The organism is Brevundimonas aveniformis DSM 17977, from assembly GCF_000428765.1.
Taxonomy (GTDB): domain Bacteria; phylum Pseudomonadota; class Alphaproteobacteria; order Caulobacterales; family Caulobacteraceae; genus Brevundimonas; species Brevundimonas aveniformis.
The window spans coordinates 71,232-96,831 of the sequence record NZ_AUAO01000002.1; the positions used below are offsets into that span (position 1 = coordinate 71,232).

General features: G+C 66.5%; 32 protein-coding genes. 18 read left to right on the forward strand and 14 right to left on the reverse strand.

Annotated elements, in window-relative coordinates; translation table 11 throughout:
* The first annotated feature begins 64 nt into the window (after window positions 1-64).
* The gene (locus G391_RS0105570) at window positions 65-520 is read left to right on the forward strand and encodes a MarR family winged helix-turn-helix transcriptional regulator (RefSeq protein WP_029086648.1); all 456 of its coding nucleotides are present in this window, start codon (window positions 65-67) and stop codon (window positions 518-520) included.
* Here the strand turns inward: G391_RS0105570 and G391_RS0105575 are convergent.
* Window positions 489-1,589, reverse strand: a complete 1,101-nt coding sequence (locus tag G391_RS0105575; RefSeq protein ID WP_029086649.1) for an aromatic ring-hydroxylating oxygenase subunit alpha — start codon at window positions 1,587-1,589, stop codon at window positions 489-491. The genes G391_RS0105570 and G391_RS0105575 overlap by 32 nt on opposite strands.
* 33 nt (window positions 1,590-1,622) lie before the next feature.
* Window positions 1,623-2,240 (reverse strand): CDP-diacylglycerol--glycerol-3-phosphate 3-phosphatidyltransferase, encoded by a 618-nt coding sequence (gene pgsA / locus G391_RS0105580; protein WP_029086650.1) that lies wholly within the window; start codon window positions 2,238-2,240, stop codon window positions 1,623-1,625.
* A gap of 94 nt (window positions 2,241-2,334) precedes the next feature.
* Between pgsA and G391_RS0105585 the strand changes: the two genes are divergently transcribed.
* The 4 genes from G391_RS0105585 (at window position 2,335) to G391_RS15410 (ending at window position 4,293) form a co-directional block, all read left to right on the forward strand.
* On the forward strand, window positions 2,335-3,360 hold the full coding sequence (locus G391_RS0105585; protein WP_029086651.1) for a phospholipase C/P1 nuclease family protein: 1,026 nt from the start codon (window positions 2,335-2,337) through the stop codon (window positions 3,358-3,360).
* Window positions 3,360-3,827 (forward strand): NUDIX domain-containing protein, encoded by a 468-nt coding sequence (locus tag G391_RS0105590; RefSeq protein WP_084169152.1) that lies wholly within the window; start codon window positions 3,360-3,362, stop codon window positions 3,825-3,827. The genes G391_RS0105585 and G391_RS0105590 overlap by 1 nt, the downstream gene beginning before the upstream one ends.
* A 67-nt stretch (window positions 3,828-3,894) precedes the next feature.
* The gene (locus tag G391_RS15575) at window positions 3,895-4,047 is read left to right on the forward strand and encodes a hypothetical protein (protein ID WP_156893866.1); all 153 of its coding nucleotides are present in this window, start codon (window positions 3,895-3,897) and stop codon (window positions 4,045-4,047) included.
* Window positions 4,048-4,119: 72 nt separating this feature from the next.
* Window positions 4,120-4,293: a CsbD family protein gene (locus tag G391_RS15410; RefSeq protein WP_084169153.1), complete on the forward strand. Its 174-nt coding sequence runs from the start codon at window positions 4,120-4,122 to the stop codon at window positions 4,291-4,293.
* Window positions 4,294-4,353: 60 nt separating this feature from the next.
* On the opposite strand, the gene G391_RS0105605 is transcribed toward G391_RS15410, so the two are convergent.
* The 6 genes from G391_RS0105605 to G391_RS0105630 form a co-directional block, all read right to left on the reverse strand.
* Window positions 4,354-4,950 carry a hypothetical protein gene (locus G391_RS0105605; protein WP_029086653.1) on the reverse strand — a complete coding sequence of 199 codons (597 nt, stop codon included), beginning with the start codon at window positions 4,948-4,950 and terminating at the stop codon, window positions 4,354-4,356.
* Between the two features lie 97 nt (window positions 4,951-5,047).
* Window positions 5,048-6,226 carry a vWA domain-containing protein gene (locus G391_RS0105610; RefSeq protein WP_029086654.1) on the reverse strand — a complete coding sequence of 393 codons (1,179 nt, stop codon included), beginning with the start codon at window positions 6,224-6,226 and terminating at the stop codon, window positions 5,048-5,050.
* Entirely contained in the window at window positions 6,227-6,559 is a 333-nt protein-coding gene (locus G391_RS13955; RefSeq protein ID WP_051257169.1) for a HepT-like ribonuclease domain-containing protein, read from the reverse strand. It abuts the gene before it with no gap.
* Window positions 6,549-6,836: a nucleotidyltransferase family protein gene (locus tag G391_RS0105620; RefSeq protein ID WP_029086655.1), complete on the reverse strand. Its 288-nt coding sequence runs from the start codon at window positions 6,834-6,836 to the stop codon at window positions 6,549-6,551. The genes G391_RS13955 and G391_RS0105620 overlap by 11 nt, the downstream gene beginning before the upstream one ends.
* A 43-nt stretch (window positions 6,837-6,879) precedes the next feature.
* Window positions 6,880-7,554, reverse strand: coding sequence for a nitroreductase family protein (locus G391_RS0105625; protein ID WP_029086656.1), 675 nt, complete (start codon window positions 7,552-7,554; stop codon window positions 6,880-6,882).
* The gene (locus G391_RS0105630) at window positions 7,554-8,099 is read right to left on the reverse strand and encodes a GNAT family N-acetyltransferase (RefSeq protein ID WP_029086657.1); all 546 of its coding nucleotides are present in this window, start codon (window positions 8,097-8,099) and stop codon (window positions 7,554-7,556) included. The genes G391_RS0105625 and G391_RS0105630 overlap by 1 nt, the downstream gene beginning before the upstream one ends.
* Between G391_RS0105630 and G391_RS0105635 the strand changes: the two genes are divergently transcribed.
* Genes G391_RS0105635 through G391_RS0105645 form a run of 3 tightly spaced genes read left to right on the forward strand, consistent with a single transcriptional unit; the run spans window position 8,098 to window position 10,330 of the window.
* Window positions 8,098-9,015 (forward strand): histone deacetylase family protein, encoded by a 918-nt coding sequence (locus G391_RS0105635; protein WP_035303899.1) that lies wholly within the window; start codon window positions 8,098-8,100, stop codon window positions 9,013-9,015. The two genes, G391_RS0105630 and G391_RS0105635, sit on opposite strands and share 2 nt — an antisense overlap.
* A 16-nt stretch (window positions 9,016-9,031) precedes the next feature.
* Window positions 9,032-9,655: a histidine phosphatase family protein gene (locus G391_RS0105640; RefSeq protein WP_029086659.1), complete on the forward strand. Its 624-nt coding sequence runs from the start codon at window positions 9,032-9,034 to the stop codon at window positions 9,653-9,655.
* A 60-nt stretch (window positions 9,656-9,715) separates the two neighbouring features.
* Window positions 9,716-10,330 (forward strand): peptidylprolyl isomerase, encoded by a 615-nt coding sequence (locus G391_RS0105645; RefSeq protein ID WP_029086660.1) that lies wholly within the window; start codon window positions 9,716-9,718, stop codon window positions 10,328-10,330.
* A 157-nt stretch (window positions 10,331-10,487) separates the two neighbouring features.
* Here the strand turns inward: G391_RS0105645 and G391_RS0105650 are convergent, their stop codons facing one another.
* Window positions 10,488-11,555 carry a phosphotransferase family protein gene (locus G391_RS0105650; protein WP_029086661.1) on the reverse strand — a complete coding sequence of 356 codons (1,068 nt, stop codon included), beginning with the start codon at window positions 11,553-11,555 and terminating at the stop codon, window positions 10,488-10,490.
* Window positions 11,556-11,565: 10 nt separating this feature from the next.
* Window positions 11,566-13,074 carry a glycerol kinase GlpK gene (gene glpK, locus G391_RS0105655; RefSeq protein ID WP_029086662.1) on the reverse strand — a complete coding sequence of 503 codons (1,509 nt, stop codon included), beginning with the start codon at window positions 13,072-13,074 and terminating at the stop codon, window positions 11,566-11,568.
* 43 nt (window positions 13,075-13,117) lie between these two features.
* Here glpK and G391_RS0105660 point away from each other — a divergent pair, with 43 nt between their 5' ends.
* The gene (locus G391_RS0105660; protein ID WP_029086663.1) at window positions 13,118-14,095 is read left to right on the forward strand and encodes a threonine ammonia-lyase; all 978 of its coding nucleotides are present in this window, start codon (window positions 13,118-13,120) and stop codon (window positions 14,093-14,095) included.
* Window positions 14,092-14,559 (forward strand): MaoC family dehydratase, encoded by a 468-nt coding sequence (locus tag G391_RS0105665; protein ID WP_029086664.1) that lies wholly within the window; start codon window positions 14,092-14,094, stop codon window positions 14,557-14,559. Before G391_RS0105660 ends, G391_RS0105665 begins: the two co-directional genes overlap by 4 nt.
* Here G391_RS0105665 and G391_RS0105670 read toward each other — a convergent pair.
* Window positions 14,556-16,553 carry a potassium transporter Kup gene (locus tag G391_RS0105670; protein ID WP_029086665.1) on the reverse strand — a complete coding sequence of 666 codons (1,998 nt, stop codon included), beginning with the start codon at window positions 16,551-16,553 and terminating at the stop codon, window positions 14,556-14,558. The genes G391_RS0105665 and G391_RS0105670 overlap by 4 nt on opposite strands.
* 167 nt (window positions 16,554-16,720) lie before the next feature.
* Here G391_RS0105670 and G391_RS0105675 point away from each other — a divergent pair, with 167 nt between their 5' ends.
* Window positions 16,721-17,143: an Rrf2 family transcriptional regulator gene (locus G391_RS0105675; protein WP_029086666.1), complete on the forward strand. Its 423-nt coding sequence runs from the start codon at window positions 16,721-16,723 to the stop codon at window positions 17,141-17,143.
* 31 nt (window positions 17,144-17,174) lie between these two features.
* Complete coding sequence (locus G391_RS0105680) at window positions 17,175-17,993, forward strand: SDR family NAD(P)-dependent oxidoreductase (protein WP_035303902.1); 819 nt, start codon at window positions 17,175-17,177, stop codon at window positions 17,991-17,993.
* Here G391_RS0105680 and G391_RS0105685 read toward each other — a convergent pair.
* A complete protein-coding gene (locus G391_RS0105685) occupies window positions 17,990-18,679 on the reverse strand; it encodes a MarC family protein (protein ID WP_029086668.1) in 690 nt (229 codons plus the stop codon). The two genes, G391_RS0105680 and G391_RS0105685, sit on opposite strands and share 4 nt — an antisense overlap.
* Window positions 18,680-18,769: 90 nt before the next feature.
* Between G391_RS0105685 and pyrF the strand changes: the two genes are divergently transcribed.
* Both pyrF and G391_RS0105695 read left to right on the forward strand, forming a co-directional pair.
* Complete coding sequence (gene pyrF / locus G391_RS0105690; RefSeq protein WP_029086669.1) at window positions 18,770-19,480, forward strand: orotidine-5'-phosphate decarboxylase; 711 nt, start codon at window positions 18,770-18,772, stop codon at window positions 19,478-19,480.
* Window positions 19,481-19,615: 135 nt separating this feature from the next.
* Window positions 19,616-20,599, forward strand: a complete 984-nt coding sequence (locus tag G391_RS0105695; protein ID WP_029086670.1) for a lysozyme inhibitor LprI family protein — start codon at window positions 19,616-19,618, stop codon at window positions 20,597-20,599.
* On the opposite strand, the gene G391_RS0105700 is transcribed toward G391_RS0105695, so the two are convergent.
* On the reverse strand, window positions 20,596-21,030 hold the full coding sequence (locus tag G391_RS0105700) for a hypothetical protein (RefSeq protein ID WP_156893867.1): 435 nt from the start codon (window positions 21,028-21,030) through the stop codon (window positions 20,596-20,598). The two genes, G391_RS0105695 and G391_RS0105700, sit on opposite strands and share 4 nt — an antisense overlap.
* A 97-nt stretch (window positions 21,031-21,127) precedes the next feature.
* On the opposite strand from G391_RS0105700, the gene G391_RS0105705 reads away from it, so the two are divergent.
* Entirely contained in the window at window positions 21,128-22,030 is a 903-nt protein-coding gene (locus tag G391_RS0105705) for an ABC transporter ATP-binding protein (RefSeq protein ID WP_029086672.1), read from the forward strand.
* Complete coding sequence (locus tag G391_RS0105710) at window positions 22,027-23,307, forward strand: ABC transporter permease (RefSeq protein WP_029086673.1); 1,281 nt, start codon at window positions 22,027-22,029, stop codon at window positions 23,305-23,307. The genes G391_RS0105705 and G391_RS0105710 overlap by 4 nt, the downstream gene beginning before the upstream one ends.
* Before the next feature lie 101 nt (window positions 23,308-23,408).
* Here G391_RS0105710 and rpsU read toward each other — a convergent pair whose 3' ends face one another.
* Window positions 23,409-23,642 (reverse strand): 30S ribosomal protein S21, encoded by a 234-nt coding sequence (rpsU, locus tag G391_RS0105715; RefSeq protein WP_156893891.1) that lies wholly within the window; start codon window positions 23,640-23,642, stop codon window positions 23,409-23,411.
* A gap of 142 nt (window positions 23,643-23,784) precedes the next feature.
* Between rpsU and G391_RS0105720 the strand changes: the two genes are divergently transcribed.
* Window positions 23,785-24,468 carry a COQ9 family protein gene (locus G391_RS0105720; RefSeq protein WP_245572050.1) on the forward strand — a complete coding sequence of 228 codons (684 nt, stop codon included), beginning with the start codon at window positions 23,785-23,787 and terminating at the stop codon, window positions 24,466-24,468.
* Window positions 24,469-24,541: 73 nt separating this feature from the next.
* Complete coding sequence (locus G391_RS0105725; RefSeq protein ID WP_029086676.1) at window positions 24,542-25,600, forward strand: CobW family GTP-binding protein; 1,059 nt, start codon at window positions 24,542-24,544, stop codon at window positions 25,598-25,600.

Here is a 25,600-nt window from a genome sequence, read left to right on the forward strand (position 1 = left end):
CTGATGGCCGCCTTTTCTTTGCACGTTATTGACAGCGTCCTGTCGAATCAGCGCCTGATGGGTCATGTCCGCACCTGATCCGACACGCCTGCTGATCGAGGCTGCCCGTCTGAATGACCGGATGGATGCCGCCGGCGACGCCCTGGTCGAAGACTTGGGCCTGACCAGCGCCCGCTGGCAGGTCATGGGGGTCATCGCCACGGCTACGGGGGCCAGCACGGCGTCGGACCTGGCACGCCGGATGGGGCTGGCTCGCCAGAGCGTCCAGCGGGTCGTCAATGACTTGGCGGATCTTGGCCTCGTCTCGCTCGTCAACAATCCGGCCCATGCACGGGCGCGCCATATTCAGCTGACCCCGAGGGGAGAGGCGGCCTATCTGGAGGCGTCGGGCCGTCGCCAGCCCTGGGCGGAAACCCTGGCGACCGACATCAGCGAAGCTGATCTGCATACGGCGCTTCAGGTGCTCAAGCGCCTCAACCGAGCTCTCCTCAGCTCCGCCAGCGCAGCGTCTCCGGCTTGATCGGATTGATGAAGGGACGGCCTTCGGCGCGGCTACGGATCCATTCGCGCTTGAGCTGCTGGTACCATTTGGCCTGACGGTCGGCATCGTCGATCCAGATCAGGGCCGGATCATAACGCAGCCCTTCATTCTGGAGGTTCACCATATCACCGTCCTGTTTGAGGAAGGCCTTGGAGCCGGCGCGCAGGAACGGTTTGACCAGGCCGAACACCCAGTGATCGGACCAGAAGATCTGGGTGATGCGGGTCTTATTTTCGGTGACGGGCGTCAGGCACGTCAGGGCCAGGACCTGTTTCTCACCGACCTGAATGTGTTCCCAGCGGTAGCCCGGCAGGCGAAAGGTGATCTCGGTCGCCGGGGCCCCGCCCAGGATCTTGTAGGCCCGGCTGTTCGACGAAGGCGCATGGCGGGCCATGGCCCAGCCGAACTCGCGCGGCTCAAAGGCTTTGGCCTTCTCGTGCATCGAATGCTCGGTACGCCACCACCACTGTTTGTGGACATAAGGCCCGTGCGCCGGATCCATCAGCCCGACAACCGCATGGTCCATGTGGGCGTCGAAATCCATCCGTTCGACCAGCTTGGGCTTGCCCCCGACAACACCCGGAAAGACGGGAGGCTCGTGGTCGGGCTCGGTCGGCTGGCGCGGGTCCGAGGCGATCCAGACAAAGACCAGGCCCTGGCTTTCGCGCACGGGATAGGATCGGACCCGGATGCGCTCGACATCGAAATCCTGATCCGCCGTCAGGGACGGGATCGCCGCACAGGCTCCGTCCGGCTTGAAGCGCCAGCCGTGATAAGGGCACTCGATGGTGGGGCCTTCGCCGGCCTGTTCAGCCAGCCGCCCGGCTGACAGGGGGGCGGCCCGGTGCGGGCAGATGTCGCGCAGGCCAAACGCCCGACCGTCGCGCGTCCGGCCGATCAGGACCGGCTCGCCCAGCATCTCGTATCGCTTGAGCGAGCCGACGGCGACCTCGGACGACAGGGCGGCAAACCACCAGCAATCTTTCATCAGACCCTGGCCGAACGGCGGGCTCCGGGTGGACGAGGGGGCAGATGCGTCTTCAGCCATGACGTCTCTCTACTGCCAAAGCCTGGCTGTTGCCTATTCCCTCAGGCCCTCGCGGGCCTTGGCGAAATATTCCCAACCCGTCCAGATGGTGATCAGGGCGGCAATCCAGACCAGGGTGTCAGCCGCCCAGGCGTAGGTCGGCATCCAGGGTGCCTCGACGAAGGTTTCCCCGAAAGCCAGGATCAAAAGCTGAGAGCCAATGGCCAGCATCTGGAGCAGGGTTTTCCACTTGGCCAGCACCGTGACCTTCAGCTCGATCCGACCCGCAGTTGTTTCGCGCAGGGCGGAGACGGCGAACTCGCGGAACAGGATCAGGCCGAAAGGAATGACCAGGTTGCCGGTGGTGCCCGATGCCAGCAGTCCGGCGATCGCTCCGGCAATCAGGATCTTGTCGGCGATGGGATCGAGGATCGCGCCCCACCGACTTTCGGCGTGCCAGCGTCGGGCCAGATAGCCGTCGAAATAGTCGGTGACGGCGGCCAGGACGAAACAGACAAAGGCGGCCTTGTAGAGGTTGAACTGATCCTGAGGGTCCAGATAGGCCGACATGATGGCCCCGGCCAGCAACAGGAACATGATCATCCCGGCGATCAGCCGGAAGGCAGTCAGCATGTTGGGGATCGGATTGGGTTTGTGGGCTGGCTGGGTCATGGCGCGAGTCTATTGTGCGTCGGGCCGTTCGTCACGCCCGTTGGCGAGGTCGGGTGAGTTCGGCTAAGCCTGCCTCAAAGTAGGAGATGACCGCATGAAGCGCCTGGCCCTGACCCTGACCGCCCTGGCGGCCCTCACCCTGCCGGTCGCCTCCGCCGGTGCCTGGGGAAACTCCGGCCACCGCATGGTGGGTGTGGCAGCGATGCAGGCCCTGCCGAACGAACTCCCGGCCTTTCTGCGGACGACTGCGGCTGCGACCGAGGTTGGCGAACTGTCGCGTGAACCTGATCGCTGGAAGGGAGGCGGACGTACCCATGACCGGGATCGCGACACGGCCCACTTCATCGACCTGAATGAGGAAGGCCACGCCATGACGGCGGCGGGGCCGCATATCTCCTCCCTGCCGGAGTTGCGCTCGGAATATGAGCGGGCCCTGAACGAGGCGGGCCTGGATGTCGATGACGCCGGCTATCTGCCCTACGCCCTCATCGACGGCTATCAGCAGCTGGTGCGCGACTTCGGCTATTGGCGCGTGCTCAATGCCATCGAGGCGCGCGAAACCGACCCGGGCCGTCGGGCCTGGTACCGCGAGGATCGTGAGCGTCGCGAGGCCTTGCTGCTGCGCGACATCGGTGTGTTGTCCCACTATGTCGGGGACGGGGCCCAGCCGCTGCACCTGACGATCCACTACAACGGCTGGGGCGACTATCCGAACCCGGAGGGCTTCACCACGTCGCGGCAGTTCCACGGACAGGTCGATAGCTGGCCCTATGGCCGCATCGACATGGCGGAGCTGTCGGCCGCCATGTCTGCGCCGTCGGATTGCGCCAACCCTTGCGCGATCCGGGAACGGGTGCCCGCCTACATCCTGACGGGTCTGGCCCAGGTGGATGCCCTGTATCGGCTAGAGCAGTCCGGCTCGATTGCGGCGGCGGACGAGGCCTCCCACCAGTTCATGGTGACCCGTCTGGCGGCCGGGGCTTCGGAGTTGCGCGACCTGATCACCGCCGCCTGGCGTGATTCTGCCTCCGCTCGTATTGGTTGGCCCGCCATCCGGGTAGCCGAGGTCGAGGACGGCACCATCGCCGATCCGTGGGATTCCCTGTTCGGCGCGGATTGATGGACGGGACCATTCTGGCCTTCGGCCAGCCTGAGCCAGGGGTCGCCTATCGGGACAGGCCCTGTGCGTTTGGCATCGCCGTTCAGCAAGGAAAGATCGCCTGTGTCCGCGTCGACCGAGGCGACCGCTCTTATTTTGACCTGCCTGGCGGCGCGATCGACGGTGTGGAAACCGAGTCCGAAGCCCTGGCGCGCGAGTTCATGGAAGAAACCGGCCTTGAGGTGCGGGGGACCGCATGTATCGGGCGGACAGCCCAGGTGTTCCGACGCTCGACGGGGGAGCCGTTGCGGAATCTGTCAGGGGTCTGGACCGCAGAGGTTCTCGGCTATTCGCTCGCCGGCAAGATCGAGGACGATCACGAACTGGTCTGGCTGGAGCCGCTGACCGCGCTTTCTAGCGTTCGTCACGAGGCGCACGCCTGGGCCATCACGCTTTGGTTGCGATCACAGCAAACCGGGCTTGCCTGACGGAGTTATCTCGGATGAGATGGGCGGGCCGCGCTGGGCGGTCGATCCCGTGTAGAGGAACTTCATCATGGACAAGGGCAAGTCAGGTCAGGGCGGCAAGCCTGGTGGCGGCAAGCAGGACGCCGGTGGCAAGTCGGGGGGGGCGGCACCAGCGGGCATGAAGCCGATCGGTGGCGGCAATGCCAAGCCTGTCAGCGACAAGGCCGAGAACAAGGGCTGAGCTGCTGGAACCTTGTCGGTTGTGAGCGGGTTTCCTGTCTGGGCGATCAGGCCCGCGACCCAGGAGGTCCCGATGACCAACAAGGACACCATCAAGGGTGCCGTCAAGGAAATGGGCGGCGAACTCAAGGAAGGCGTCGGCAAGCTGACCGGCGACAAGAAGATGCAGGCGGAAGGCAAGTTCGATCAGGCCGCCGGCAAGGCGCAAGGAGCCTTTGGCAAGGCCAAGGACGCCTTCAAGAAGTAGAGTGCGACCAACGACCGCGCGGCGATGAAGGCTGGCCGGTCATGGGCGGTCGGCCAATGGCTATCGGCGGTCTTCGCCCATCGCCAAGCGTCGTGCGCGTTCGCGCTGTTCAGGGTCGCCGCTTCCCCAGGCGCAGATCACGCTGTGGCTGCTCGACTGGTCGCCCGTGTCATTGTCGCGGCGAGCCTCAGATCGTTGCTCGCAGTTGTCGCCGACCTGACGTCGGGATTCCCTGAAACCGTTGGCCGGCGTCTCGTCCGAGGCGGTCGTCGCCGGCGGGCCTGCGTTGTGCGCCTCGGCATAAACGCCGCCGGCGACCCCCTGATTGAGAGCCTCCCGAGCGCGATGGGCGCGTCGGAAACGATCCCGCTGGTCCTGACGGCAGGCCGCCCGTTCGGCCGCGACCGGATACTCACCCGGGGGGCAGACCTGCCCCGCCCAGGTCAAGGCGTCGCCCGCGCCGGTCAAGGCATGGGCCGGAACCAGAGCCGCTTCGGCCTCAAGCAGTGGACCACACGACGGATCGCGCGTCGCCGGCGGTGTGTAGAGACAGACATCCACCGCCGCCTGTTCGGCGGATCGGACGCCGGGCGCGACGGCGGGGCCGGGCGGATCCTGAATCAGAAGGGACGACAGGGTCAAAAGAGCGATGATCATGGTTCTCTTCTGAGGCTTGTGGAGGGGACGCCTCCTTATGGATGGTCTGCAACCTACACGGTTCGGATAACGTCGTCACTGACGCGGGATGACGATCTCAGCGCGACAGGTCGCGCATGGCGGCTTCGAGGCCTTGCAGGGTCATCGGGTGCATCCGACGGCCGATCACCTCGTCGATCAGGCCGATGGAGGGGGTGTAGCCCCAGTATTTTTCGGGTGTCGGATTGATCCAGGCGATGCGGTCCCAGGTCTCGGTGACGCGCTTCAGCCAGACCGCGCCGGCCTCCTCGTTCCAGTGCTCGACCGAGCCGCCGGGCATGGTCACCTCATAGGGGCTCATGGTGGCGTCGCCGACGAAGACCACGCGCCAGTCACGCGGAAAGCGATGCATCAGGTCCCAGGTCGCGGTCTTTTCGGTGTGGCGACGCCGGTTGTCCTTCCACACGCCCTCATAGAGGCAGTTGTGGAAATAGAAGTGCTCCAGGTGTTTGAACTCTGATCGGGCGGCGGAGAACAGCTCTTCGGCCACCTTGATGTGGCCGTCCATCGAGCCGCCGATATCCAGCAGCAACAGCACCTTGACGGTGTTCCGGCGCTCGGGCCGCAGCTGGACGTCGAGATAGCCATGCCGGGCCGTCGCATCGATGGTGCCGTCCAGGTCCAACTCGTCCTCGGCCCCCTGACGGGCGAAGCGGCGCAGACGGCGCAGAGCCACCTTGATGTTGCGCACGCCCAGTTCGACGCTGTCATCGAGGTTCCTGTATTCTCGCTTCTCCCAGACCTTGACCGCGCGGCCCTGCCGGCCCGGCCCGCCGATGCGGACGCCTTCGGGGTTGTAGCCGCCATGGCCGAAGGGGCTGGTCCCGCCCGTGCCGATCCATTTGGAGCCGCCCTTATGGCGCTCCTTCTGTTCCTCGAGGCGCTTGCGCAGCTCGTCCATCAGTTTGTCGAAACCGCCGAGCGCCTGGATCTGGGCCAGCTCTTCGGGGGTGAAATGCCGCTCGGTCAGGGCGCGCAGCCAGTCCTCGGGGATGTCGGCGGGGGCCAGTTCGTCGTGGCCGACGGTCTCCAGACCCTTGAACACCTTGCCGAAGACCTGATCGAAGCGATCATAGTGCTTCTCGTCCTTGACCAGAACGGCGCGCGACAGGTGGTAGAAATCCTCGATCCGGCGCTCGGTGACGCCGGCGTCCATCGCCTCCATCAGATGCAGCCACTCCTTCAGAGAGACCGGCACCCGGGCCTGACGCAGTTCGGTGAAGAGAGGCAGGAGCATTCAGTGTCCCTCAATCGCCGTCGACAGCTCCGGGACTTCGACAGTTGCAATCGTCCAGAGAATGAGACTGCTCGCCGAGCCATAGTCGTGCGCGAGCCGATGCCGCAGACTGATCATGCCGCGCCAGTCGATACCGGTCAGTGAAGCCTTGAGCTCGGGCGAAAGCCTCGCCGCAGCTTCTCCGATCAGGAGCAGGCGATAGGCGGTCGCGTCACGCTGGAGAAGCGATGCATCAAAGGTCGCAAGATCGAGCCCGTCGACATGATCGCCGACGAGCCGGATGGAATCGCGGATCTCGTTGAGCAGGACGGCATCGGATCGTTCAGACGGCAAGGCAGTCTCGCTGAGCCGCCTTGCGAACGTCGGGGTTTCTCAGTCCGTCACTCGCCACGAGATCAACGTGGGCGCCCAGAAGGTCGGAGAGTTCAGCCGCCAGGCTGTAAAAGCGCCACCCCATAGGCCGAGCGATGTCCACCAGCAGATCCACGTCACTGTCGGGACCGGCCTCGTCGCGGGCGTAGCTGCCGAACAGGCGCACGTTGACGATGCCCTGCTCTTCGAGCCAGGGCTTGAGTTCGCGCAGCTTGGTCAGCAGTTGGTCGCGGGTCATGTCCCGCGCATGATAGCGCAATACTGGATGGGGAGCATCAAGCTCACACCCAGGCGGCGATCTGGTCCAGCGGCTTCTTGTCGAGGGCGGCGATGGGGACGGTCGCGTCTGCGGCCGGGTGTCCGGCGACGAGCAGGAGGAAGGGCTTCTCGTCGGACGGGCGGCCGCAGATCTCGGACAGGAAGCCCATCGGCGCGGGCGTATGGGTGAGGGTGGCCAGGCCGGCGTCGTGCAGGGCGGCGATCAGCAGGCCCGTGGCGATGCCGACGCTTTCGGTGACGTAGTAGTTCTTCTTCATGTCGCCGGGCCGGGGGCCGCCGCGGCGCTGGGCGAAGACGGCGATGAGGATGGGCGCGGTCTCCAGGAAGGCCTTGTCCGGGTCGGTGCCGAGCGGGGCCAGGGCGTCGAGCCATTCCTGGGGGGCCTTGGTCTCGTAGAATTCGCGCTCCTCGGCCTCGGCGGCCTGGCGGACGCGGCGGCGGGCTTGGGGGCTTTCGATGACGGCGAAGAACCAGGGCTGGTGGTTGGCACCGGACGGCGCACCGCCGGCCGTCAGCAGGGCCTGTTCGACGACGGCGCGCGGCACCGGGCGATCCGAATAGTCCCGCACGGTACGGCGGGCACCCATGTGGGCGCGGAAGGCCTCGGCGCGGGCGATGCGCTGGGCGTCGTCATAGGCCGGAAGCGGAGGCAGGGGCGTGGCGGGGTGGTCGCGCATCAGGGCTGCTCCGGGTCGCGGCGGAAGATGAACTCGTGGTCGCGCCAGCTTCCGACGGGGAAGCCGTACTCGCCGGCCTTGTCGAAGCCGTAGTGGCGGTAGAGCCGCTGGGCCTTGTGGTTTTCGGACCAGACGCTGAGCCACTGGGGGCCGGGGCGCCGGTCCATGCGGGTCAGGGCGCTTTCCAGCAGGCGCGTGCCGATGCCCAGGCCCTGGGCCTCCGAGCCGATATAGAGGCGCTTCAACTCCGCGTGCTCGGGATTGCAATCGGGATGGGGCATGGAGGCCGGGCCGATCTCGGAAAAGCCGACGATCCGGCCCTCAATCTCGGCCACCTCCCAGTCGTGGCCGGGGCGGACCAGGCGGTCGCGCGTCGCCTCCAGCGAAAAGACCTCCGCCTTGAAGGCCGCCAGGTCGTCGGGCGGATAGGGGATCTGGAAGCCGTCGATGAAAGTCTCGACGAAGGTGCGTTCGGCCAGGATCGCCAGCGGTTCGGCGTCTGCGGACGTGGCGGGGCGGAAACGGGGCTGATAGGCTGGGTCCATGGTGGCGCTTTATACCCATCTCGACATGCTGGGCCATGCCCCCGGTGCGGGCCACCCCGAACATCCGGGGCGGCTGAAGGCGGTGCTGGGCGCTCTGGCCGATGCCGGACTGGACGGCGAGACGATGGCAGCCGGCGAAGCCGAAGTCGCCGATCTGGAGCGGATCCATCCCGCGGCCTATGTGACCCGTATCCTGGAGGCGGGGCCGCGCGAGGGCCTCGCCTACCTCGATGCCGATACCGCTCTGTCGCCCGGCAGCGTGCGAGCCGCCCGGCTGGCGGCGGGCGCGACGCTGGACGCGGTGCGGTCCGTGGCGAGGGGCGAGCGGACCCGGGCCTTCTGTGCGGTGCGGCCGCCGGGCCATCATGCCGAGCCGAACCGGGCCATGGGCTTTTGCCTGTTCTCGAACCTGGCGGTGGCGGCGCGGGCGGCGCAAGAGGCCGGCCTCAAGCGCGTGGCGGTGATCGACTTCGACGTCCACCACGGCAACGGCACCCAGGCGGCCTTTGAGGCGGATGACAGCCTGTTCTTCGGCTCGATCCATCAGTCGCCGCTCTATCCGGGAACGGGCGAGGCCTCGGAGACGGGCGTGGGCAATGTCGTCAATGCGCCGGTGCCCCCCCATACCGATCCAAGGATCTGGCGGTCTGCGTTCGAGGGGCGGCTGATGGCCGGGCTCGACCTATTCAGGCCCGACCTGGTGTTGATCTCTGCGGGCTTTGATGCCCACAGGCGCGATCCACTGGCCCATCAGTCACTCGAGGCCGAGGATTTCGCCTGGGCCACCCGAGCGGTGCTTGACGTGGCGCGGCATCACGCGCAAGGCCGGGTTGTGTCGTCGCTGGAGGGCGGGTACGACCTTGAGGGGCTGGGGCGATCAGCGGTCGCCCATGTTCAGGCGCTAGCGGAGGAGTAGGGGCGGGGCCCCCAGTATGACCGAGACGGCTCCGACCCGTGCCGAATCCTTGCCCGTCGCCCCGGTTCGATCCGGCGCGATCGTGCTGGCACGTCATGGTGAGCCGGCCCTGTCACGCAAGATCAAGCTGACGTCGGACGGCTATCGTGACTGGTGGGGCCGGTATGAGGTCGGTGGTCTGCTCGAAGGCCAGACGCCGCCGGATTGCCTAGTCGAACAGGCCGACCATTCGGTCATCTATCATTCGACACGGCCCCGCGCCATCGAGACGGCAAGGGCCGTGGCCAGGGGGCGCCCGCTGATCGAGGACCCCATCTTCATCGAGGCACCGCTGCCGCCTCCGAACTTCCCAGATTGGTTCAGGGTGGGCCCGCGCGCATGGGGGGTGATCTCGCGCTTCTGGTGGTGGGCCTTTGATCATCATGGCGAGGGCGAGGAAAGTCGCGATCAGGCCAAGGTCAGAGCCCGGCAGGCGGCGGACATGCTGGAAGCCCGCGCGGCGCAAGGGGACGATGTGCTGGTGCTGGCGCATGGGTTCTTCAACGGCATGGTCGGCATGGAGCTGACCCGGCGGGGATGGCGCTGCACCCGGGATCGGGGCTTCCAGTACTGGTGCGGTCGCAAGTTCGAGAAGCGGTGAACCTCCACAAGGCTGCGGAAGTCAGGTTAGGGTAGGGCCCTTGCTGATCAGGACCGTGCCATGTTTCGCCGTCATTTCCTCGCCTTTGTAACCTGTCTATTGCTGGCGACGCCTGGCCTGGCACAGGCTCAGGATGCCGTGTCAGAGGGCCTGCCGCGTGTCGCGATCCAGACGTCGCTGGGCACCTTTACGGTTGAGATCGATACGACCGCTGCCCCGATCACGGGGGCCAACTTCCTGCGCTACGTCGATGAAGGCCGGTTTGAGGGCATGACCTTCTATCGGGCGATGCAGGGGTACGGCGGTGCCGGCCTGATTCAGGGCGGGACCAATCAGGATCGCGAGCGGACCCTGCCGCCGATCCCGCATGAGCCGACGACGCAAACCGGCCTCAGCCACACCGAAGGTGCCCTGTCGATGCCCCGGTTCGAGCCGGGCACGGCGGCGGGCGATTTCACAGTGATGGTCGGCAACATGACCTATCTGGACGCTCGCCCTGACCAGCCCGGCGACAACCTCGGCTATGCCGTGTTCGGTCGCGTGGTTCAGGGCATGGACGTGGTCCGCGCCATCCTCGCTGCCCCGGTGTCGGCGACCGAGGGCGAAGGTGTGATGCGCGGCCAGATGCTGGATCCGCGCGTGGTGATCGAGCGGGTGTGGCGGGTGGAAGAGTAGGCCCCTTTCGTCGTCCTCCAGCGACGCGAAGTGTAGACCGGGGGACCCAGGCCAACCTGCGTCGCCCGCGCGTGCTGCGCCAAGCATTCTGGGTCCCCCGGTCTGCGCCGCTATGCGGCTTGCCGGAGGATGACCCAGGGTGAGAGGGGCAGCAGATTCACGCCCCCGCTCTCTCGGCGAAATGCCATGCCCCTGCCGACAGCGGCTTGACCCGGGCGGCCATGGCGGCGGCGTGGGGGCTGGCGGCGGTGCCGTCCCGGACGCGGCCGCCGATGCCCTGACAGATGGCCGCCAGCCGGAACAGGTTGTAGCTGAGCAGCCAGTCGAGTTGGGGCAGGCCCTCGCGCCCGGTGCGCGCGCAGTAGCGGGCGATGATCTCGTCCATTGAGGGGATGCCCAGCGCGGGAAGATCCAGACCCGCCAGGCCGTTGCGCTCGCTCGACGGAATGACCCAGGCGATGAGGAAATAGCTGATGTCGGCCAGGGGGTCGCCGAGCGTCGACAGCTCCCAGTCAAGCACGGCGCGCACCTCGGCCCGGTCGGGATCGAGGATGAGGTTGTCCAGCCGGAAATCGCCATGGACGATCCGCGCCGGGCCGTCCGGCGGCAACCCTTGCGGCAACCAGTCGATGAGTCGGTCCATGGCCGGGATGCTCTCGGTTTCGGAGGCGCGATACTGCTTGGTCCAGCGGCCGACCTGGCGGGCGAAATAGTTGCCGGCCTTGCCGTAGTCCGACAGGCCGATCTGGTCGGGATCGAGCTTGTGCAGGTCCGCCAGGGCGTCGACCTGGGCCTCATAGATGGCGCGGCGCTCGTTCAGGGTCTGATCCGGCAGGCCGAGGTTCCACAGGATGCGGCCTTCTACCCGGTCCATGACGTAGAAGGCTGTGCCGATGACCTCGGGGTCTTCGCACAGGCCCCAGGGCCGCGCGACCGGATAGCCGGCCGCGTGCAGGGCCGAGATGACCTTGAACTCACGATCCACGGCGTGGGCGGAGGGCAGGAGCACGCCCGGCGGCTTGCGGCGCAGCACATAGTCGCGGCCCGGCGTGGTGATCAGATAGGTGGGGTTGGACTGTCCGCCCTTGAACTGTTGCGCGGACATCGGCCCGGCGAAGTCGGGGATGGTCGCCGCCATCCAGCGTTCGAGCGCCGGCTCATCGAAGCGGAGGCGCTCGTCAACAGGCTTGGAACCGGAGAAGGCGGAGGCGGAAGGGTCGGTCATGGCGATCAAGCTAATGGTTCGCGCCGTCGCGTCCAGCCCGCGCCTGCGCCAGACATCCCGCCACGGCAGCGTCCCAGCCGGCGAGGAGGCGGGTGCGCTCGGCGTCGGCCATGGCGGGCGACCAGACGGCGGGTTGGCCGGAGGGGGGCTGCTCCAGGGTCTCGATCAGGCCGCAGCCGAGGGCGGCGAGGCGGGCGGCACCGAGCGCGGTCATTTCCTGATGGGCCGGGCGTTCGACCTCGCAAGCGGTGATGTCGGCCAGGAACTGCATGAGCCAGCCGTTGGCGGTGACGCCGCCGTCGACCCTGAGACGACGGGGCGCGGGTGCACCGTCGGCCTTGAGGGCTTCGAGCAGGTCGTGCGTCTGATAGGCCATGGCCTCCAGCCCGGCGCGCACGATGTGGGCAGGGCCGGCGTCACGGGTCAGGCCGAAGATCGCGCCGCGCGCCTCAGCCTCCCAGGTGGGCGCGCCCAGGCCGGTGAAGGCCGGGACCAGATAGACGCCGCCGTTGTCGAGCAGGCTCTGGGCGACAGTCTCGGACTCGCGGCTGTGGCCGACCGCGCCCATGACATCGCGCAGCCACTGGATGGTCGAGCCGGCGGAAAAGATGGAGCCTTCCAGCGCGTAGGCGGTCTGGCCGTCGACCCGATAGGCGACGGTGGACAGCAGGCGATTGGTTGAGGCGACGGGCCGGTCGCCGGTGTGGGCCACGAGAAAGGCACCGGTGCCGTAGGTGACCTTGATGGCGCCCGGGCCAAGCCCCCCGTGGCCGACCAGGGCCGCCTGCTGGTCGCCCGCGCAGCCGGTGATGGGGATGGCGCGACCGAACAGGTCCGGGACTGTCTCGCCGAACAAGTCGGCGCTGGGCAGGACTTCGGGCAGGACGCTGCGGGGGACGTTGAACAGGTCCAGAAGGTCGTCACGCCAGGTCAGGTCGGACAGGCCGAACAGGCTGGTGCGCGAGGCGTTGGTGACGTCGGTGACGAAACGGGCACCGCCGGTCAGTTTGAACATCAGCCAGGCGTCGATGGTGCCGGCGCACAGCTCTCCAGCCTCGGCGCCGGCGCGGGCACCGTCCACATGGTCGAGCAGCCAGGCAATCTTGGAGGCCGAGAAATAGGGGTCGAGGACCAGGCCGGTTTCGGCCTGGACGACCGGTTCATGGCCGGCGGCCTTGAGGGCGTCGGTGACGGGAGCGGTGCGGCGGTCCTGCCAGACGATGGCGCGGTGCAGTGGCGCGCCCGTCGCTCGGTCCCACAGCAGGGTCGTCTCGCGCTGGTTGGTCAGGCCGATGGCGGCGATGCGGTCCGGGCCGCCGACTTCGTGCATCGCCTCGCGGCAGACCTGGAGGGCGGCGCGCCAGATCTCGTCGGCGTCATGCTCGACCCAGCCAGGATGCGGGAAGTGCTGTTCCAGCGGGATCTGGGCCGTGGCGCGCGCGCCCCAGCCATCGACGTCGAAGACCACCGCGCGGGTCGAGGTGGTGCCCTGATCGAGGGCGAGGATCAGATCGGCCATGCGTCTCCCTTTCGCGAGGCCCACTTTCGGCTAAGACAGGCGGATGACCAAGCTCCCGACCTTCGACGATGTCCTGGACGCGGCCCGCGTGATCGAGGGCATTGCAGTGCGCACGCCCCTGATCGAGAGCCCGGCCCTGAACGAGCGGCTGGGTGGGCGGGTGCTGATGAAGGCCGAGAATCTCCAGGTGATGGGGGCCTTCAAGTTCCGCGGGGCCTATAACCGCATCGCTCGCCTGACCGACGACGAGAAACGGCGCGGCGTCGTGGCCTATTCCTCGGGCAATCACGCCCAGGCCGTGGCGGCGGCGGCGCGGCGGGTGGGGACCTCGGCCATCATCGTCATGCCCGCCGACAGCCCGGCCATCAAGGTCGCGGGCGTACGCGCCAACGGCGGCGAGGTGCGGATGTACGACCGCTATTCCGAGAGCCGCGAGGCGATCGGCGAAGAGATCGCGCGCGAGCGCGGTAGCGTGCTGGTGCCGCCGTTCGACGATCCGTTCGTCATCGCCGGACAGGGGACGGCGGCGCTGGAGATCCTGGAGCAGGCGGACGGGCCGATCGACCAGTTGTTGAGCGGCTGTTCTGGCGGCGGGCTGATCGCCGGGCTGAATCTGGCTTTCGAGGCGCGCAGCCCCGACACGGTGGTCTATGGCGTGGAGCCGGCGGTCTATGACGACACCGCCCGGTCGCTGGCGGCGGGTGAGCGGGTCGGGGTGGCGGCGAGCGGCAAGAGCATATGCGATGCGCTGATGACGCCGATCCCGGGCGAGCTGACCTTTCCGATCAATCAGCGGCGACTGGCCGGGGCGATCAGCGTGACGGACGACGAAGCCGCCGCCGCCGTGGCCCATGCGTTCGAGACGCTGAAGCTGGTGGTCGAGCCGGGCGGGGCGGTGTCGCTGGCCGCCCTTCTGGCCGGAAAGGTCGAGACAGCGGGCAAGACCACCGCCATCCTGCTGTCGGGCGGCAACGTCGACCCGGCTCTGTTTTCACAGATCATAGAAGGACGATTTCCATGAATACGGCCAAGGCGATTTCGACGGATGAGTTGCTCGCCTCGATGGGTCAGGAGGTCGGGGTTTCGGACTGGATCGAGATCGACCAGGCGCGGATCAACGCCTTTGCCGACTGTACCGAGGATCACCAGTTCATCCATGTGGACCCGGAGGCGGCGGCGACGACCCCATTCGGGGGAACCATCGCGCATGGGTTTCTGACCCTGAGCCTGATGTCGCAGATGAGCTATCAGGCCGCGCCGGTGCTGAACGGGGTGGTGATGGGGGTCAACTACGGCTTCGACAAGCTGCGGTTTCTCCAACCGGTGCGGGCCGGGTCGCGGGTGCGCGGACGGTTCAAGCTGATCAGCGCCGAGGAGAAGGGCACGGGGCGCTGGCTGATCAAGAATGAGGTCACCGTCGAGATCGAAGGCTCGGACAAGCCGGCCCTGATCGCGGATTGGCTGGGGATGCAGATGCTCGGCTAGACCGAGACCTGGGTCCCCATCTCGACCACGCGGCCCGGTGGGATGTGGAAGAAGTCCGTCGGATTGGCCGCGTTGCGCATCAGGAAGATGTACAGCTTGTCCTGCCACAGGGGCATCCCGTGCTGGGCCGACGGCACCACCGAGCGGCGGCCCAGGAAGAAGCTGGTCGACATGATGTCGAACTTCAGACCCATCTTGCGACAGATGCTGAGCGCGCGCGGGATATTCGGGCTCTCCATGAAGCCGTAGTGTACCGTGACCCGCTTGAAGTCGGGGCTGATGACCTCGATCTCGACCCGCTGGCTTTCAGGCACCCGGGGCCGGTCGGCGGTCTGGACCGTCAGGATGACGTTCTTCTCGTGGAGGACCTTGTTGTGCTTGAGGTTGTGCATGAGCGCGACTGGCGCGACGGTCGGGTCTGACGTCAGGAAGATGGCCGTACCCGGCGCGCGGTGTGGCGGACGGGTCTGGAGCATGGCGATCAGATCGTTCAGCGGCAGTGAGTCCTTGCGGCTCTTCTCGGACAGAATCCGGCTGCCGCGCGTCCAGGTCCACATGATCACGACCAAGGCCGCGCCCAGAACGATAGGCATCCAGGCCCCCTGCGGGATCTTCAGTGCGTTGGATGACAGGAAGACCAGATCCAGGCCGGCTAGGGGAACGAGGACGAGCAGCGATAGCGGCCAGGACCACTTCCACATTCTGCGAACGATGAACCAGGCCAGGAGCGTATCGACAAACATCGCCCCGGTGACGGCGATGCCGTAGGCGGCGGCCAGGGCCGACGAGGTCTGGAAGAAGACCAGCAGGATCAGCACGCCCACCAGCAACAGCGAGTTGACCGACGGCACGAAAATCTGTCCGGCCTGTGTTTCGGAGGTGCGCCGGATGGTGATGCGCGGCAAGAGGCCCAGTTGGACCGCCTGTTGAGTCAACGAGAAGGCCCCGGTGATCACCGCCTGGCTGGCAATGACGGTGGCGACCGTCGCCAGGATCAGCACCGGCCAATAGGCAACCTCGGGGATCATGGCGAAGAACGGGTTCTCGCGAGCGTCACGGTGCGCCAGCACCAGCGCCCCCTGACCCAGATAGTTCAAGGTCAGGCAGGGCAGGACGAAGACCAGCCAGCCGGCCCGGATCGGAGCCTTTCCGAAGTGGCCCATGTCGGCATAGAGGGCCTCGGCCCCGGTGACGGCCAGGAAGACGCTGCCCAGAATGACGAAGCCCAGGAAGCCGTTGTCGATCAGGAACAGCACGCCGTAGTGGGGCGACAGGGCACGCAGGATCGAGATGTCGTCGAAGATGTGAAACAGGCCCAGGCCCGCCAGGGTCAGGAACCAGACCGCCGTAATCGGCCCGAACCACTTGGCCACGCTGGCGGTGCCGCGCGACTGGATCATGAACAGGCCGATGAGGATGCCTGCCGCGATCGGCAGCACCCACGGATCGAGCCGACCGTTAAGGCCGGGAGCATCCCGCAGGCCCTCAACAGCAGATAGGACGGACACAGCCGGCGTGATGATCCCGTCCCCGTAGAATAGGGCTGCGCCACAGACCCCGAGGAAGAAGATCACAGCCGAAGGCTTGCCAACTGCCCGCTGGGCCAGGGCGGTCAGGGCCAAGGTCCCGCCCTCGCCCTTGTTGTCGGCCTGCATCAGGAAGACGACGTACTTCAGGGTCACGACCAGGATCAGCGCCCAGAACACCAGCGACACCACGCCCAGCACGGCCAGGTCGGCTGAGCCGCCCGAACGGGAGTGGGCCAGGGCTTCGCGCATGGCATAGAGCGGGCTGGTGCCGATGTCGCCGAAGACAACACCCACGGCCCCGAGGGCCAGGGCGAAGACGCCGGCCTTCTTGTGCCCGTCGCCAGGTTCGATGGCGGGGTGAAGGTTGTCCCTGGGTGTGTGATCTGATGGGGCGTCGCCGGTCGGCGTCGCCTGGGGCTCTGGCTCCGGTTGGGGAGCCTTGGAGTCCGGGGTATCCCCAGCCATTCAATTCCTCCGGGCCGCCGGAATGGCATGGCCCATGCGAACGAAGCCGCGCGGCATACGCCCATTTCGTGCCGCATTCAATATATTGCATCGCACAATTTACTGAGCGTGCCCCGCTGTGGGGCGTCAATTGTAACGCAGGTCTGTCGCGCCTACTTATGAAACGAATGTCCGACAGCCAACAGTTTCCGGTGGCAGCCCATGCGCTGGCCTATCTGGCCCATCTGGGGGCGGATACGCCGGCGCGCGCCGTGTCCAGCGCCACCCTGGCGGCCTCGATGCCGACCAATCCGGTGGTCGTTCGTCGGGTGACGGCGCAACTGGCGCGCGCCGGTCTGATTGCAACACGTCCAGGCGTCGGCGGCGGGGCCTGGCTGCTGAAAGCGCCGGATCAAATTCGACTGGATGAGGTTTTGCGGGCCGTCGATGGCTGTGCGCACCTGGGCAAGCCCCCGCCCGGCGTGCGGGGCTGTCCGGTCGGTGAGAAGATTCCGCGCCAGGTGGCCAAGGCGCTGGTGGCGGCCGATGCGGCGGCGGCGAAGCGTCTGTCGCAGATCACCATCGCCGACCTTCTGGCGGACGACGCTTGAACGACGCGGCGCGTCGTGGTCGAAAACGATCATGAGCTTGAATGACCCCGCAGATCGCCGGCTCGCCCTGATCACAGGCGCCTCGGCCGGCATCGGTCAGGCCCTGGCCCGGGTCTATGCCGAGCATGGGTGGGATCTGGTGTTGACGGCGCGCCGGACGGACCGGCTGGAGGCCCTGGCCGACGAGCTGAAGCTGCGCGCCGGGATCGAAACGATTGTGATTCCCGAAGATCTGGCCGACCCGGCGGCCCCCGCGCGGCTGGTCGAGGCGATCGACAGCCATGGCCGGACCGTCGATGCCTTGATCAACAACGCCGGATTTTCTCGCACCGAAGGCTTTCAGGCCGTGCCGTGGGAGCAGCACCAGGCCATGCTTCAGGTGATGTTGATCGCCCCCGTCGAGCTGGCCCACCGACTCAGCCCCGGCATGGCGGATCGGCACTTTGGTCGAATTTTGAATGTCGCGTCCCTGGCGGGCTATTCCCCGGCAACGGGGGGCGACACCCTCTACGGTCCGATCAAGAGCTTCATCATCAAGGCGTCGGCGGGGCTGCATCTGGAGTTGCGCGACAAGGACGTCCATGTGACGGCTCTCTGCCCCGGCTACACCTGGAGCGAGTTCCACGACGTCAACGGCCAGCGACAGGCCGTCGCCCACGCCACACCGGAATGGATGTGGATGGGGGCCGATGAGGTGGCGCGCGCCGGCTATGAGGCCTCGGAGGCCAATCGCGCGATCTGCGTGCCGGGGGCCCCGAACAAGGTCGCTTCGGTGCTGCTCAAGATCCTGCCCGACGACTGGACGCTGGCCCTGGCCGCGCGCCACGGCGAGCGCCTGGGACGGATCTAGTGTCCGGTCGGGGCGACGACCGCCTGTGAGAACATCCCCGGCAAAGCCTCGCCCAGACCACCGAGGACGAACTGGATGCCCAGCGCCACCAGGATCAGACCCAGAACCCGCACGATAATCGACATGCCCACTTCGCCGAGGATGCGGTTGATCGGCCCGGCCATGGCGAAACACAGGAAGGTGGCCAAACCGGCCGCGGCGATGGCAACCAGGCCCGCAACCGTGCCGGCCGGCCCGATATTCTCGGCACGCGCCGCTTGAATGATGATGGTCGAAATCGCGCCCGGCCCGATGATCAACGGCATGGCGAACGGCACGACTAGTCGCTGAAACCGCCGCCGGGCATATCCGCGCACATCATTGGCGTCGTTGAGCGCATGGGGGTCCTTGAAGCTGGCCAGGAAGTCCTCGTTGACCATCTGCAAGCCGAGCAGGAACAACAGGATGCCACCGCCGATGCGGAAGGCTGCCAGCGAGATTCCGAAGAAATCCAACAAGGCCAGGCCCGAAAAATAGAAGAAGGCCAGGAAGGCCGCCACAAAGGCGCACAGCATGGCGTTGACCGACAGGCGCTGGCTGAAGGTCGCGCCGGCGGTCGCGGCGGCGAAGATCGGGATATTGCCGATCGGGTCCAGCAAGGCGAACAGGGCCACGAAAACATTGACCCCGAACTCGATCGCGTTCATGTCGCCCCCTTAGCCGAAAAACCTGACCTGCCTGACGCGCCGCTGACGGCGAGCGCGCCCGTGGCTGGCCGTAACCCGGAGATGCGCCCGATGTCCACCACCGCTGACCCCCGCCTGATTGTCGGGCTCGACTTGCCCAACGTCGAACAGTCCCGAGCGATGGTTGAGCAACTGGATGGCACCGTCAGCTTCTACAAGATCGGGTTGACGCTTCTGGCGGCGCCCGGCGGTGTGGCCTTCGCTCAGGAGCTGCGACGGTCGGGCAAGCAGGTGTTCCAGGACTGGAAGCTGCATGACATCGGCGCTCAGGTCGAAGGCGCGGCGCGATCAGTCGCGGCAGGCGGCTGCGATCTGTTGACCGTCCATGCCCAGCCCCAGGTCATGCGCGCGGCGGTCCAGGGGCGTGGCGAGGCCGATACCAAGATCCTGGCGGTGACTGTGCTGACCAGCCTGTCGGACGCCGACCTGATCGACATCGGCTATTCGGATACGGCGGCTGTGCTGGTTGAACGGCGGGTGCGTCAAGCGCTGGCTTGCGGGGTCGACGGCGTCGTCTCCAGCCCGCATGAAGCAGCGCGTGCGCGTGCGCTGGCGACCGAAGCTGGACGGCCTGAGTTTCTGGTGGTGACGCCTGGCGTGCGCCCAGCCGGCTCGGACCGGGGGGATCAGCAGCGCATTGCCACCCCCGCTGATGCCCTGAAGGCGGGGGCCAGCCATCTTGTCGTCGCTCGGCCAGTCATCGCCGCCCCTGATCCTGCCGGGGCGGTCCGCGCCATCATCGCCGAGATAGCGACTCTCTGAGGCGAAGGCATAGGTGCGGTCGACGGCCTTCGCAGAACTGCTTTCAACGAACCCTGAGCTGGGCCGTTGTCGGGTTTCGTCAGTATGCGCCTCAACCCGTGAGCGTAGTCTCGATGTTTGGACAGGGAGCATGGGATGCGTCGCTGGGCACCGCTCGTTGCGCTTCTAGGTCTGTTGGGCTGCCAGCCTGACAAGGCCGAGCGCGAGCGCGCCCTGCAGGAAGACGCGGTGCTGACCGCCGGAGCGGCGATCGACTGTACGGGTCAACTGTCTGAGGCGAGTCGCCTCATCTGTGCCGATGCAGACCTCCGGGCGATGGACCGTCAAATCGCTGAGCTGTGGTCCCGGGTTGAAACCGTGACCGGTCGGCCGAATACGCTGCGCCGTCGCCATGCGGAATGGCTGGCCGACCGTGAGGCTGGAGAGCGGGAATGGGAAACCGGTGAACGCCGCGCCCGGACAGCCGAAGAGCTGCGCGCGTATCAGCAGGGCCATTTCGACGAACTGAGCGAAGAGCTTCGTCTGGCGGAATCGCTGCCGGCGACCAGTCCGGTGGCGTCCCTGTCGGGCGGGTGCATCGGCACGGCCCTGAACGGATGCACTGTTCCGTCCAACGGCGTCGTGACCGGGCCTGAGGGCCAGCGTCTGGCCTGGCAGATTCAGCGCGGCTCCACCGACTATGCCGGTGTGAGTGAGGGCTTGGTCCTGTTCGCCATCGATGGGGACCTGTTGCGACCGGTTGGGTGGAGCTTTGAGGCGGCCCAGTTCGACGCGCCGATCCTGTTCTCACGCCCGGAAGGCCTGTTCGTAGCCGCCAAGGGCTTCACCGCCGGAACCGGCTCGGGCAACGCCGATATCCTGCTGCGGCTGGACGGTCAGCACTGGACTGAAATCGAGGTCGAGAGCTGGAAGGTCGCTCTGGAAGACGCCCTGCCGGATGATCTCGGCGTGTGGAAGGGCGTGGACTATGCCTGGCCTGACATGACGGCCATGTCGTCGCTCTGGCGCGACAGTGATGCCAACTGCTGTCCAACCGGCGGGCGGGTTCTGATTGATCTGGAGGTCGAGGGCACGGCCTTGCGCCTGGCCGGCTTCGATCTGGAGCGTGCGGCGAGCTAGTCTTGGCCGCCCATACGGGCACGAAACTCATCCATACTCGGGATCAGGGCCGCGCCGACATGGGCGCGCCCGACGACGTAGCCCACCGCCACGGTCGCCAGAAGGCTGAGCACCAGGCTCCAGATCGGTTGAGGCATGCCCATGATCGTCACGGTGGTCAGGGCGCAGATCGCCACGATGGCCGGGCCAATCCAGGTGGCGTGAGGCTCGTCTGACAGGCGCACCGCAACCGAAGACCCCAGCCAGGCCGAGAACACCCGCATCACGACAAGCCAGAAAATACCGCCCGACGTCATATCGGTGAAGAAGCGCGGCTCCCCGAACTGGGCCAGGGCCGGCCCATAGACGTAGCGGTGAACGGCCCCGAGCAGCAGCATCGACGTCAGGCAAACCACACTGCCCACCAGAACGCCGCCAACAACCGAACGCATGTTCGCCAAGCTCCCAATCCCAGGCACTTCCTTGAAGGTGCGGACCGGTTTGGTCAACCGCGCTTCCGGTCGGCCAGAACAGCCGCTAGGGAGGTGTATGGCCGACATCCTGTCTCTTACCGACATCACCAAACGCTACGGCAGCTTTGAGGCCGTGAAAGATCTGAGCTTTTCCGTTGGACGGGGTTCGATCGTCGGATTCCTGGGCCCGAACGGGGCCGGCAAGACCTCGACCATCCGCATGATCCTGGGCCTGGCGGCTCCGACCTCGGGACGGATCGAGGTGCTGGGGGCGGACGATGGCCGCAAGGTTCGTGACCGTATCGGCTTTCTGCCGGAAGAACGTGGCCTGTATCGCAAGATGAACCCGGTCGATGCCGTGGCCTATATGGCGGCGCTGAAGGGCGTGCCGGTGTCAGAGGGTCGGCGTCGTGCGCGCGAACTGTTGGAAGCTCAAGGGTTGGGCGACGCCCTGAAGCGGCCGATGAAGGCCCTGTCCAAGGGCATGGCCCAGAAGGTCCAGCTGGTATCCGCCATCGCCCACCGGCCCGAGCTGGTCATTCTGGACGAACCGTTTTCGGGCTTGGACCCGGTCAATCAGCAGGGGCTGGAGCGGATGATCCGTGATCTGGCTGACCAGGGATCGACGGTGCTGTTTTCCACCCATGTCATGCAGCACGCCGAACGGCTGTGTCAGAAGGTGGTGCTGATGGCGCGGGGGCAAAAGGTCTTCGAGGGGCCGGTGGCTGAGGCCCGGGCCGCGGCCCCGCGCTTCCTGTTGCTGGAAGGCACGCTGGACCGGGCGGCGGTCCAGGCCCTGCCGGGGGTTACCGACGTTGAGCCCGCCGGAGACGGCTTCAGGGCGCGGCTCGCCACGGGGGCCCAGCCGCAGGCGGCTCTCAAGGCGGCCTTCGAGCGCGGGTTGGACGTGTCGCGGTTTGAGGCACCGGAACCTAGCCTGCACGATGCCTTTATCGTTCTGACCGGAGACGACCAATGAGACGCCTCCTGTTGATCGCCCGCCGCGAATATCTGGCCTATGTCCGCACCGTCGGCTTCTGGCTGTCGTTGATCGCCCTGCCGCTGGTGGCGGTGGGATCGGGCTTCTTCGTCGCCCTGATGGAGAACTCCGGCGAGGCCCGAGAGATGGCGGTGCTGGACCTGACGGGTCAGGCGGTCGGCCCGGCCTTTGCCCGCAGCCTGGATGATCCCGGGGATATTGACGTGGTCGCGCCGCCGCCGGAGCTTGCCGGGGCATCCGACATCGACGGAGCCGACAACGTGGCCCGTGGTCTGGTTGGAGAAGACGGGCCGCTGGACGCCGTGGTCATTCTGACGCCCGGTGATGGTGCCGTGGCGGCTCGCTATTGGGCTGCGCGGGCCTCGGATCAGGACGGTGAGCAGGCCGTCTCCGGCGCCCTGTCCGAGTTGAACCGGACCCAGGCCCTGGTGGCGCTCGGGGTCGATCCGGCCACGATTGACCGCATCGATCAGGCCGAACCCGCTGTGACCATGCTGTCGCCGGCCTCGGCTTCGGGTGGCGAGGTCAGTCTTCAGGACCGGTTGCCGGGCCTGATCGGCTTCATGGTGGCGATGATGCTGTGGTCGCTGATCCTGACCGGTGCCTCGATCCTGTTGAACAGCGTCATGGAGGAAAAGGCCAACCGCGTGCTGGAGGTACTCTTGTCGTCGGCGTCGGCGACCGAGCTTCTCGCCGGCAAAATCCTTGGCGTGGCTCTGGTGACGCTGACGGTGCTTCTGGTCTGGGGCGGGTTTGGGGCGGCGGCGCTCAGCTTTGCGGCTCACCAGGGCGGCGACTTCGCGCCGGCGCTGTCGGGGGCTCTGGCGGGTCTGGCGAGGGATGGATTGTGGCTGTGGCTGGTCGGCTATTTTGTCGGCGGCTATCTGATGTACGCGGCGGTCTTTGCCGCCATCGGCTCGTTCTGCGAGACGCCGCGTGAGGCCCAGACCCTGATCGGGCCGATTATGATGGTGCTGATCATCCCCGTCTTTGTGCTCCAGTTCGCCATGCGCGACCCTGATCTGGCGATCGTGAAGACCCTGTCCTGGGTTCCGTTCTTCACGCCGTTCCTGATGAGCGCGCGCGCGCCGTCAGGGCCGCCACTCTATGAGATGACCGGGACACTGGCGGTCATGGTGGCCTTCACGGTCCTGATCGTCTGGCTGGCCGCCAAGGCCTTCCGCGCCGGAGCCCTGTCGACAGGGAAGCTGGACTGGAGGGGGATCATCGGTCTGGTGCGCGGCGAGGGCCGGTAGCCAACCTGTCTCCTCCCTATCTCCTTCGCGATGGGTGCGGAGACAAAAGAAAAGGGCCGCTCCATCGGAGCGGCCCTTGATCTTTCAGCCTGTCGGTCGGCTTAACGGGCGCGCGGCTTCGGCGCGGGCAGCAGGCCTTCACGCTGGGCGCGCTTGCGGGCCAGCTTGCGGGCGCGGCGCACGGCTTCCGCCTGCTGGCGGGCGCGCTTTTCCGAGGGCTTTTCGTAATGCACGTGACGCTTCATTTCGCGGAAGTTGCCTTCACGCTGCATCTTCTTCTTCAGGGCCTTCAGCGCCTGATCGACGTTATTGTCACGAACGAAAATCTGAACCAGGGTCGTCTCTCCATTGCCTTGTCCGCCGCGCCCATCCAGCCATTGAAGGGCGGGGCAGGCAGGACATGAAAACCAACGCCCGGAAGTGGACCTCCGGGCGACAAGGGCGCGCTGATACACCAGCCTCGCGCGTGAGTCCAGCATGGCAAAGGCGGAATTCGGCCTGTATCATAGGGAAATGACCGCCTCAGCGACCAGGCCGGACTGGGCCGACCGAACCGAGCAGCGCCTGCTGGATGCGGCGATTCCCCGCGCCCCCGATCTCGGGTTTTCGCCCGCCCTGCTGACGGCGGCCGGTGAGGCCTGTGACCTCAGCGGCGGCGATGTCGGCCTGTTGCTGCCCAATGGCCCGGCCGATCTGGTGGCCCTGTTGTCGCGTCGCCACGATGCGCGGGCTATGGCGACCCTGGCCGAGCTGGATGCCGCCGGCCTCAAGATTCGCGAGAAGATTGCCCAGGGGGTGTCGGCCCGGCTGGAGGCGGCCGCCGTTGATCTGGAGGCGTCCAAGCGGGCGGTCGGGTTCCTGACGCTGCCCCAGCATCTGTCGCTGGCGGGACGGCTGACCTGGGACAGCGCCGACCAGATCTGGCGCTGGGCCGGGGATGTGGCGACGGACGAGAACCACTATTCCAAGAGGGCGATCCTGTCGGGGATTCTGGTCCCCGCCTTGACCATGCGGCTGTTCGACGGACGAGAGGCGGCCGAGGCCTTCGTCGCCGCGCGCATCGAGAACGTCATGGCCTTTGAAAAGTGGAAGGCCGGATTGGACGTCCATGCGCCGTTCAAGACGGCGGCGGAGGCCCTAGCCAAGATGCGGTATCGGTAGTCCTTCTCCCCTCGGGAGAGGGAATGTGGATTGCCTCTTCCCATTCGCCTGGTTCGCGACCATCTACCCGCCCATGACCGACAAGATCCCCGTTACCGTCCTCACCGGCTATCTTGGTGCTGGCAAGACCACACTGCTGAACCGTATTCTCACCGAGGATCACGGCAAGAAATACGCCGTCATCGTCAATGAGTTCGGCGAGATCGGCATCGACAACGACCTCGTGGTCGGGGCCGACGAAGAAGTGTTCGAGATGAACAACGGCTGTGTCTGCTGCACGGTGCGCGGCGACCTGATCCGGGTGCTGTCGGGCCTGATGAAGCGCAAGGGCGGGTTCGACGCCATCATCGTCGAGACGACCGGCCTGGCCGATCCAGGGCCGGTGGCCCAGACCTTCTTCATGGACGAGGACGTGGCGGCGCGCACGCGGCTGGATTCGGTGACCACTTTGGTCGACGCCAAGCACGTCATGCAGCGGCTGGACGATTCGAAGGAGGCTCGCGAGCAGGTGGCCTTCGCTGACCAGATCCTGTTGAACAAGACCGATCTGGTGTCAGAGGCCGAACTGGCGGTTGTCGAGGCGCGACTGCGCGGCCTCAATCCCCTGGCCCCGATCCGGCGCACCGAGCGGGCGAAGATCGCGTTGGATCAGATTCTGGATCAGAACCGGTTTGATCTGGAGCGGATCACCGACATCCGACCCGAATTCGTCAATCCGGCCCATGGCGAGGACGGCCACGTCCATGACGAGCATTGTGGCCATGACCACGGCCATGGGCACGATCACGATCACGGTCACGCCCATGACCACGGTCCCCGCGGTCACGCCCATCAGGACGACATCCGCGGCATCAGCCTGTCGCTGGATCGACCGATCGACGGCCAGGCCTTCACCCGCTGGCTCGACAAGCTGCTGGCCGAACAGGGGCCGGACATCCTGCGGGCCAAGGGCATTATTGAGATCGCCGGCGAGGACCGGCGGCTGGTCTTTCAGGCGGTGCACATGATCCTCGAGGGCGATCTGCAACGCGAATGGGGCCCGAACGAGCGGCGCTGGAGCCGGGCCGTTTTCATCGGCCGCAATCTGGATGAGGCAAATCTGAAGGCCGGGTTTGAGGCCTGCGCCGCCTGA

Bases quoted from the DNA above. Each gene is read 5' to 3' on its own strand.
- G391_RS0105570 (WP_029086648.1), top strand. From the start codon at position 65: ATGTCCGCACCTGATCCGACACGCCTGCTGATCGAGGCTGCCCGTCTG.
- G391_RS0105575 (WP_029086649.1), bottom strand. From the start codon at position 1,589: ATGGCTGAAGACGCATCTGCCCCCTCGTCCACCCGGAGCCCGCCGTTC.
- pgsA (WP_029086650.1), bottom strand. From the start codon at position 2,240: ATGACCCAGCCAGCCCACAAACCCAATCCGATCCCCAACATGCTGACT.
- G391_RS0105585 (WP_029086651.1), top strand. From the start codon at position 2,335: ATGAAGCGCCTGGCCCTGACCCTGACCGCCCTGGCGGCCCTCACCCTG.
- G391_RS0105590 (WP_084169152.1), top strand. From the start codon at position 3,360: ATGGACGGGACCATTCTGGCCTTCGGCCAGCCTGAGCCAGGGGTCGCC.
- G391_RS15575 (WP_156893866.1), top strand. From the start codon at position 3,895: ATGGACAAGGGCAAGTCAGGTCAGGGCGGCAAGCCTGGTGGCGGCAAG.
- G391_RS15410 (WP_084169153.1), top strand. From the start codon at position 4,120: ATGACCAACAAGGACACCATCAAGGGTGCCGTCAAGGAAATGGGCGGC.
- G391_RS0105605 (WP_029086653.1), bottom strand. From the start codon at position 4,950: ATGATCATCGCTCTTTTGACCCTGTCGTCCCTTCTGATTCAGGATCCG.
- G391_RS0105610 (WP_029086654.1), bottom strand. From the start codon at position 6,226: ATGCTCCTGCCTCTCTTCACCGAACTGCGTCAGGCCCGGGTGCCGGTC.
- G391_RS0105620 (WP_029086655.1), bottom strand. From the start codon at position 6,836: ATGACCCGCGACCAACTGCTGACCAAGCTGCGCGAACTCAAGCCCTGG.
- G391_RS0105625 (WP_029086656.1), bottom strand. From the start codon at position 7,554: ATGCGCGACCACCCCGCCACGCCCCTGCCTCCGCTTCCGGCCTATGAC.
- G391_RS0105635 (WP_035303899.1), top strand. From the start codon at position 8,098: ATGGTGGCGCTTTATACCCATCTCGACATGCTGGGCCATGCCCCCGGT.
- G391_RS0105630 (WP_029086657.1), bottom strand. From the start codon at position 8,099: ATGGACCCAGCCTATCAGCCCCGTTTCCGCCCCGCCACGTCCGCAGAC.
- G391_RS0105640 (WP_029086659.1), top strand. From the start codon at position 9,032: ATGACCGAGACGGCTCCGACCCGTGCCGAATCCTTGCCCGTCGCCCCG.
- G391_RS0105645 (WP_029086660.1), top strand. From the start codon at position 9,716: ATGTTTCGCCGTCATTTCCTCGCCTTTGTAACCTGTCTATTGCTGGCG.
- G391_RS0105650 (WP_029086661.1), bottom strand. From the start codon at position 11,555: ATGACCGACCCTTCCGCCTCCGCCTTCTCCGGTTCCAAGCCTGTTGAC.
- glpK (WP_029086662.1), bottom strand. From the start codon at position 13,074: ATGGCCGATCTGATCCTCGCCCTCGATCAGGGCACCACCTCGACCCGC.
- G391_RS0105660 (WP_029086663.1), top strand. From the start codon at position 13,118: ATGACCAAGCTCCCGACCTTCGACGATGTCCTGGACGCGGCCCGCGTG.
- G391_RS0105665 (WP_029086664.1), top strand. From the start codon at position 14,092: ATGAATACGGCCAAGGCGATTTCGACGGATGAGTTGCTCGCCTCGATG.
- G391_RS0105670 (WP_029086665.1), bottom strand. From the start codon at position 16,553: ATGGCTGGGGATACCCCGGACTCCAAGGCTCCCCAACCGGAGCCAGAG.
- G391_RS0105675 (WP_029086666.1), top strand. From the start codon at position 16,721: ATGTCCGACAGCCAACAGTTTCCGGTGGCAGCCCATGCGCTGGCCTAT.
- G391_RS0105680 (WP_035303902.1), top strand. From the start codon at position 17,175: ATGAGCTTGAATGACCCCGCAGATCGCCGGCTCGCCCTGATCACAGGC.
- G391_RS0105685 (WP_029086668.1), bottom strand. From the start codon at position 18,679: ATGAACGCGATCGAGTTCGGGGTCAATGTTTTCGTGGCCCTGTTCGCC.
- pyrF (WP_029086669.1), top strand. From the start codon at position 18,770: ATGTCCACCACCGCTGACCCCCGCCTGATTGTCGGGCTCGACTTGCCC.
- G391_RS0105695 (WP_029086670.1), top strand. From the start codon at position 19,616: ATGCGTCGCTGGGCACCGCTCGTTGCGCTTCTAGGTCTGTTGGGCTGC.
- G391_RS0105700 (WP_156893867.1), bottom strand. From the start codon at position 21,030: ATGCGTTCGGTTGTTGGCGGCGTTCTGGTGGGCAGTGTGGTTTGCCTG.
- G391_RS0105705 (WP_029086672.1), top strand. From the start codon at position 21,128: ATGGCCGACATCCTGTCTCTTACCGACATCACCAAACGCTACGGCAGC.
- G391_RS0105710 (WP_029086673.1), top strand. From the start codon at position 22,027: ATGAGACGCCTCCTGTTGATCGCCCGCCGCGAATATCTGGCCTATGTC.
- G391_RS0105720 (WP_245572050.1), top strand. From the start codon at position 23,785: ATGGCAAAGGCGGAATTCGGCCTGTATCATAGGGAAATGACCGCCTCA.
- G391_RS0105725 (WP_029086676.1), top strand. From the start codon at position 24,542: ATGACCGACAAGATCCCCGTTACCGTCCTCACCGGCTATCTTGGTGCT.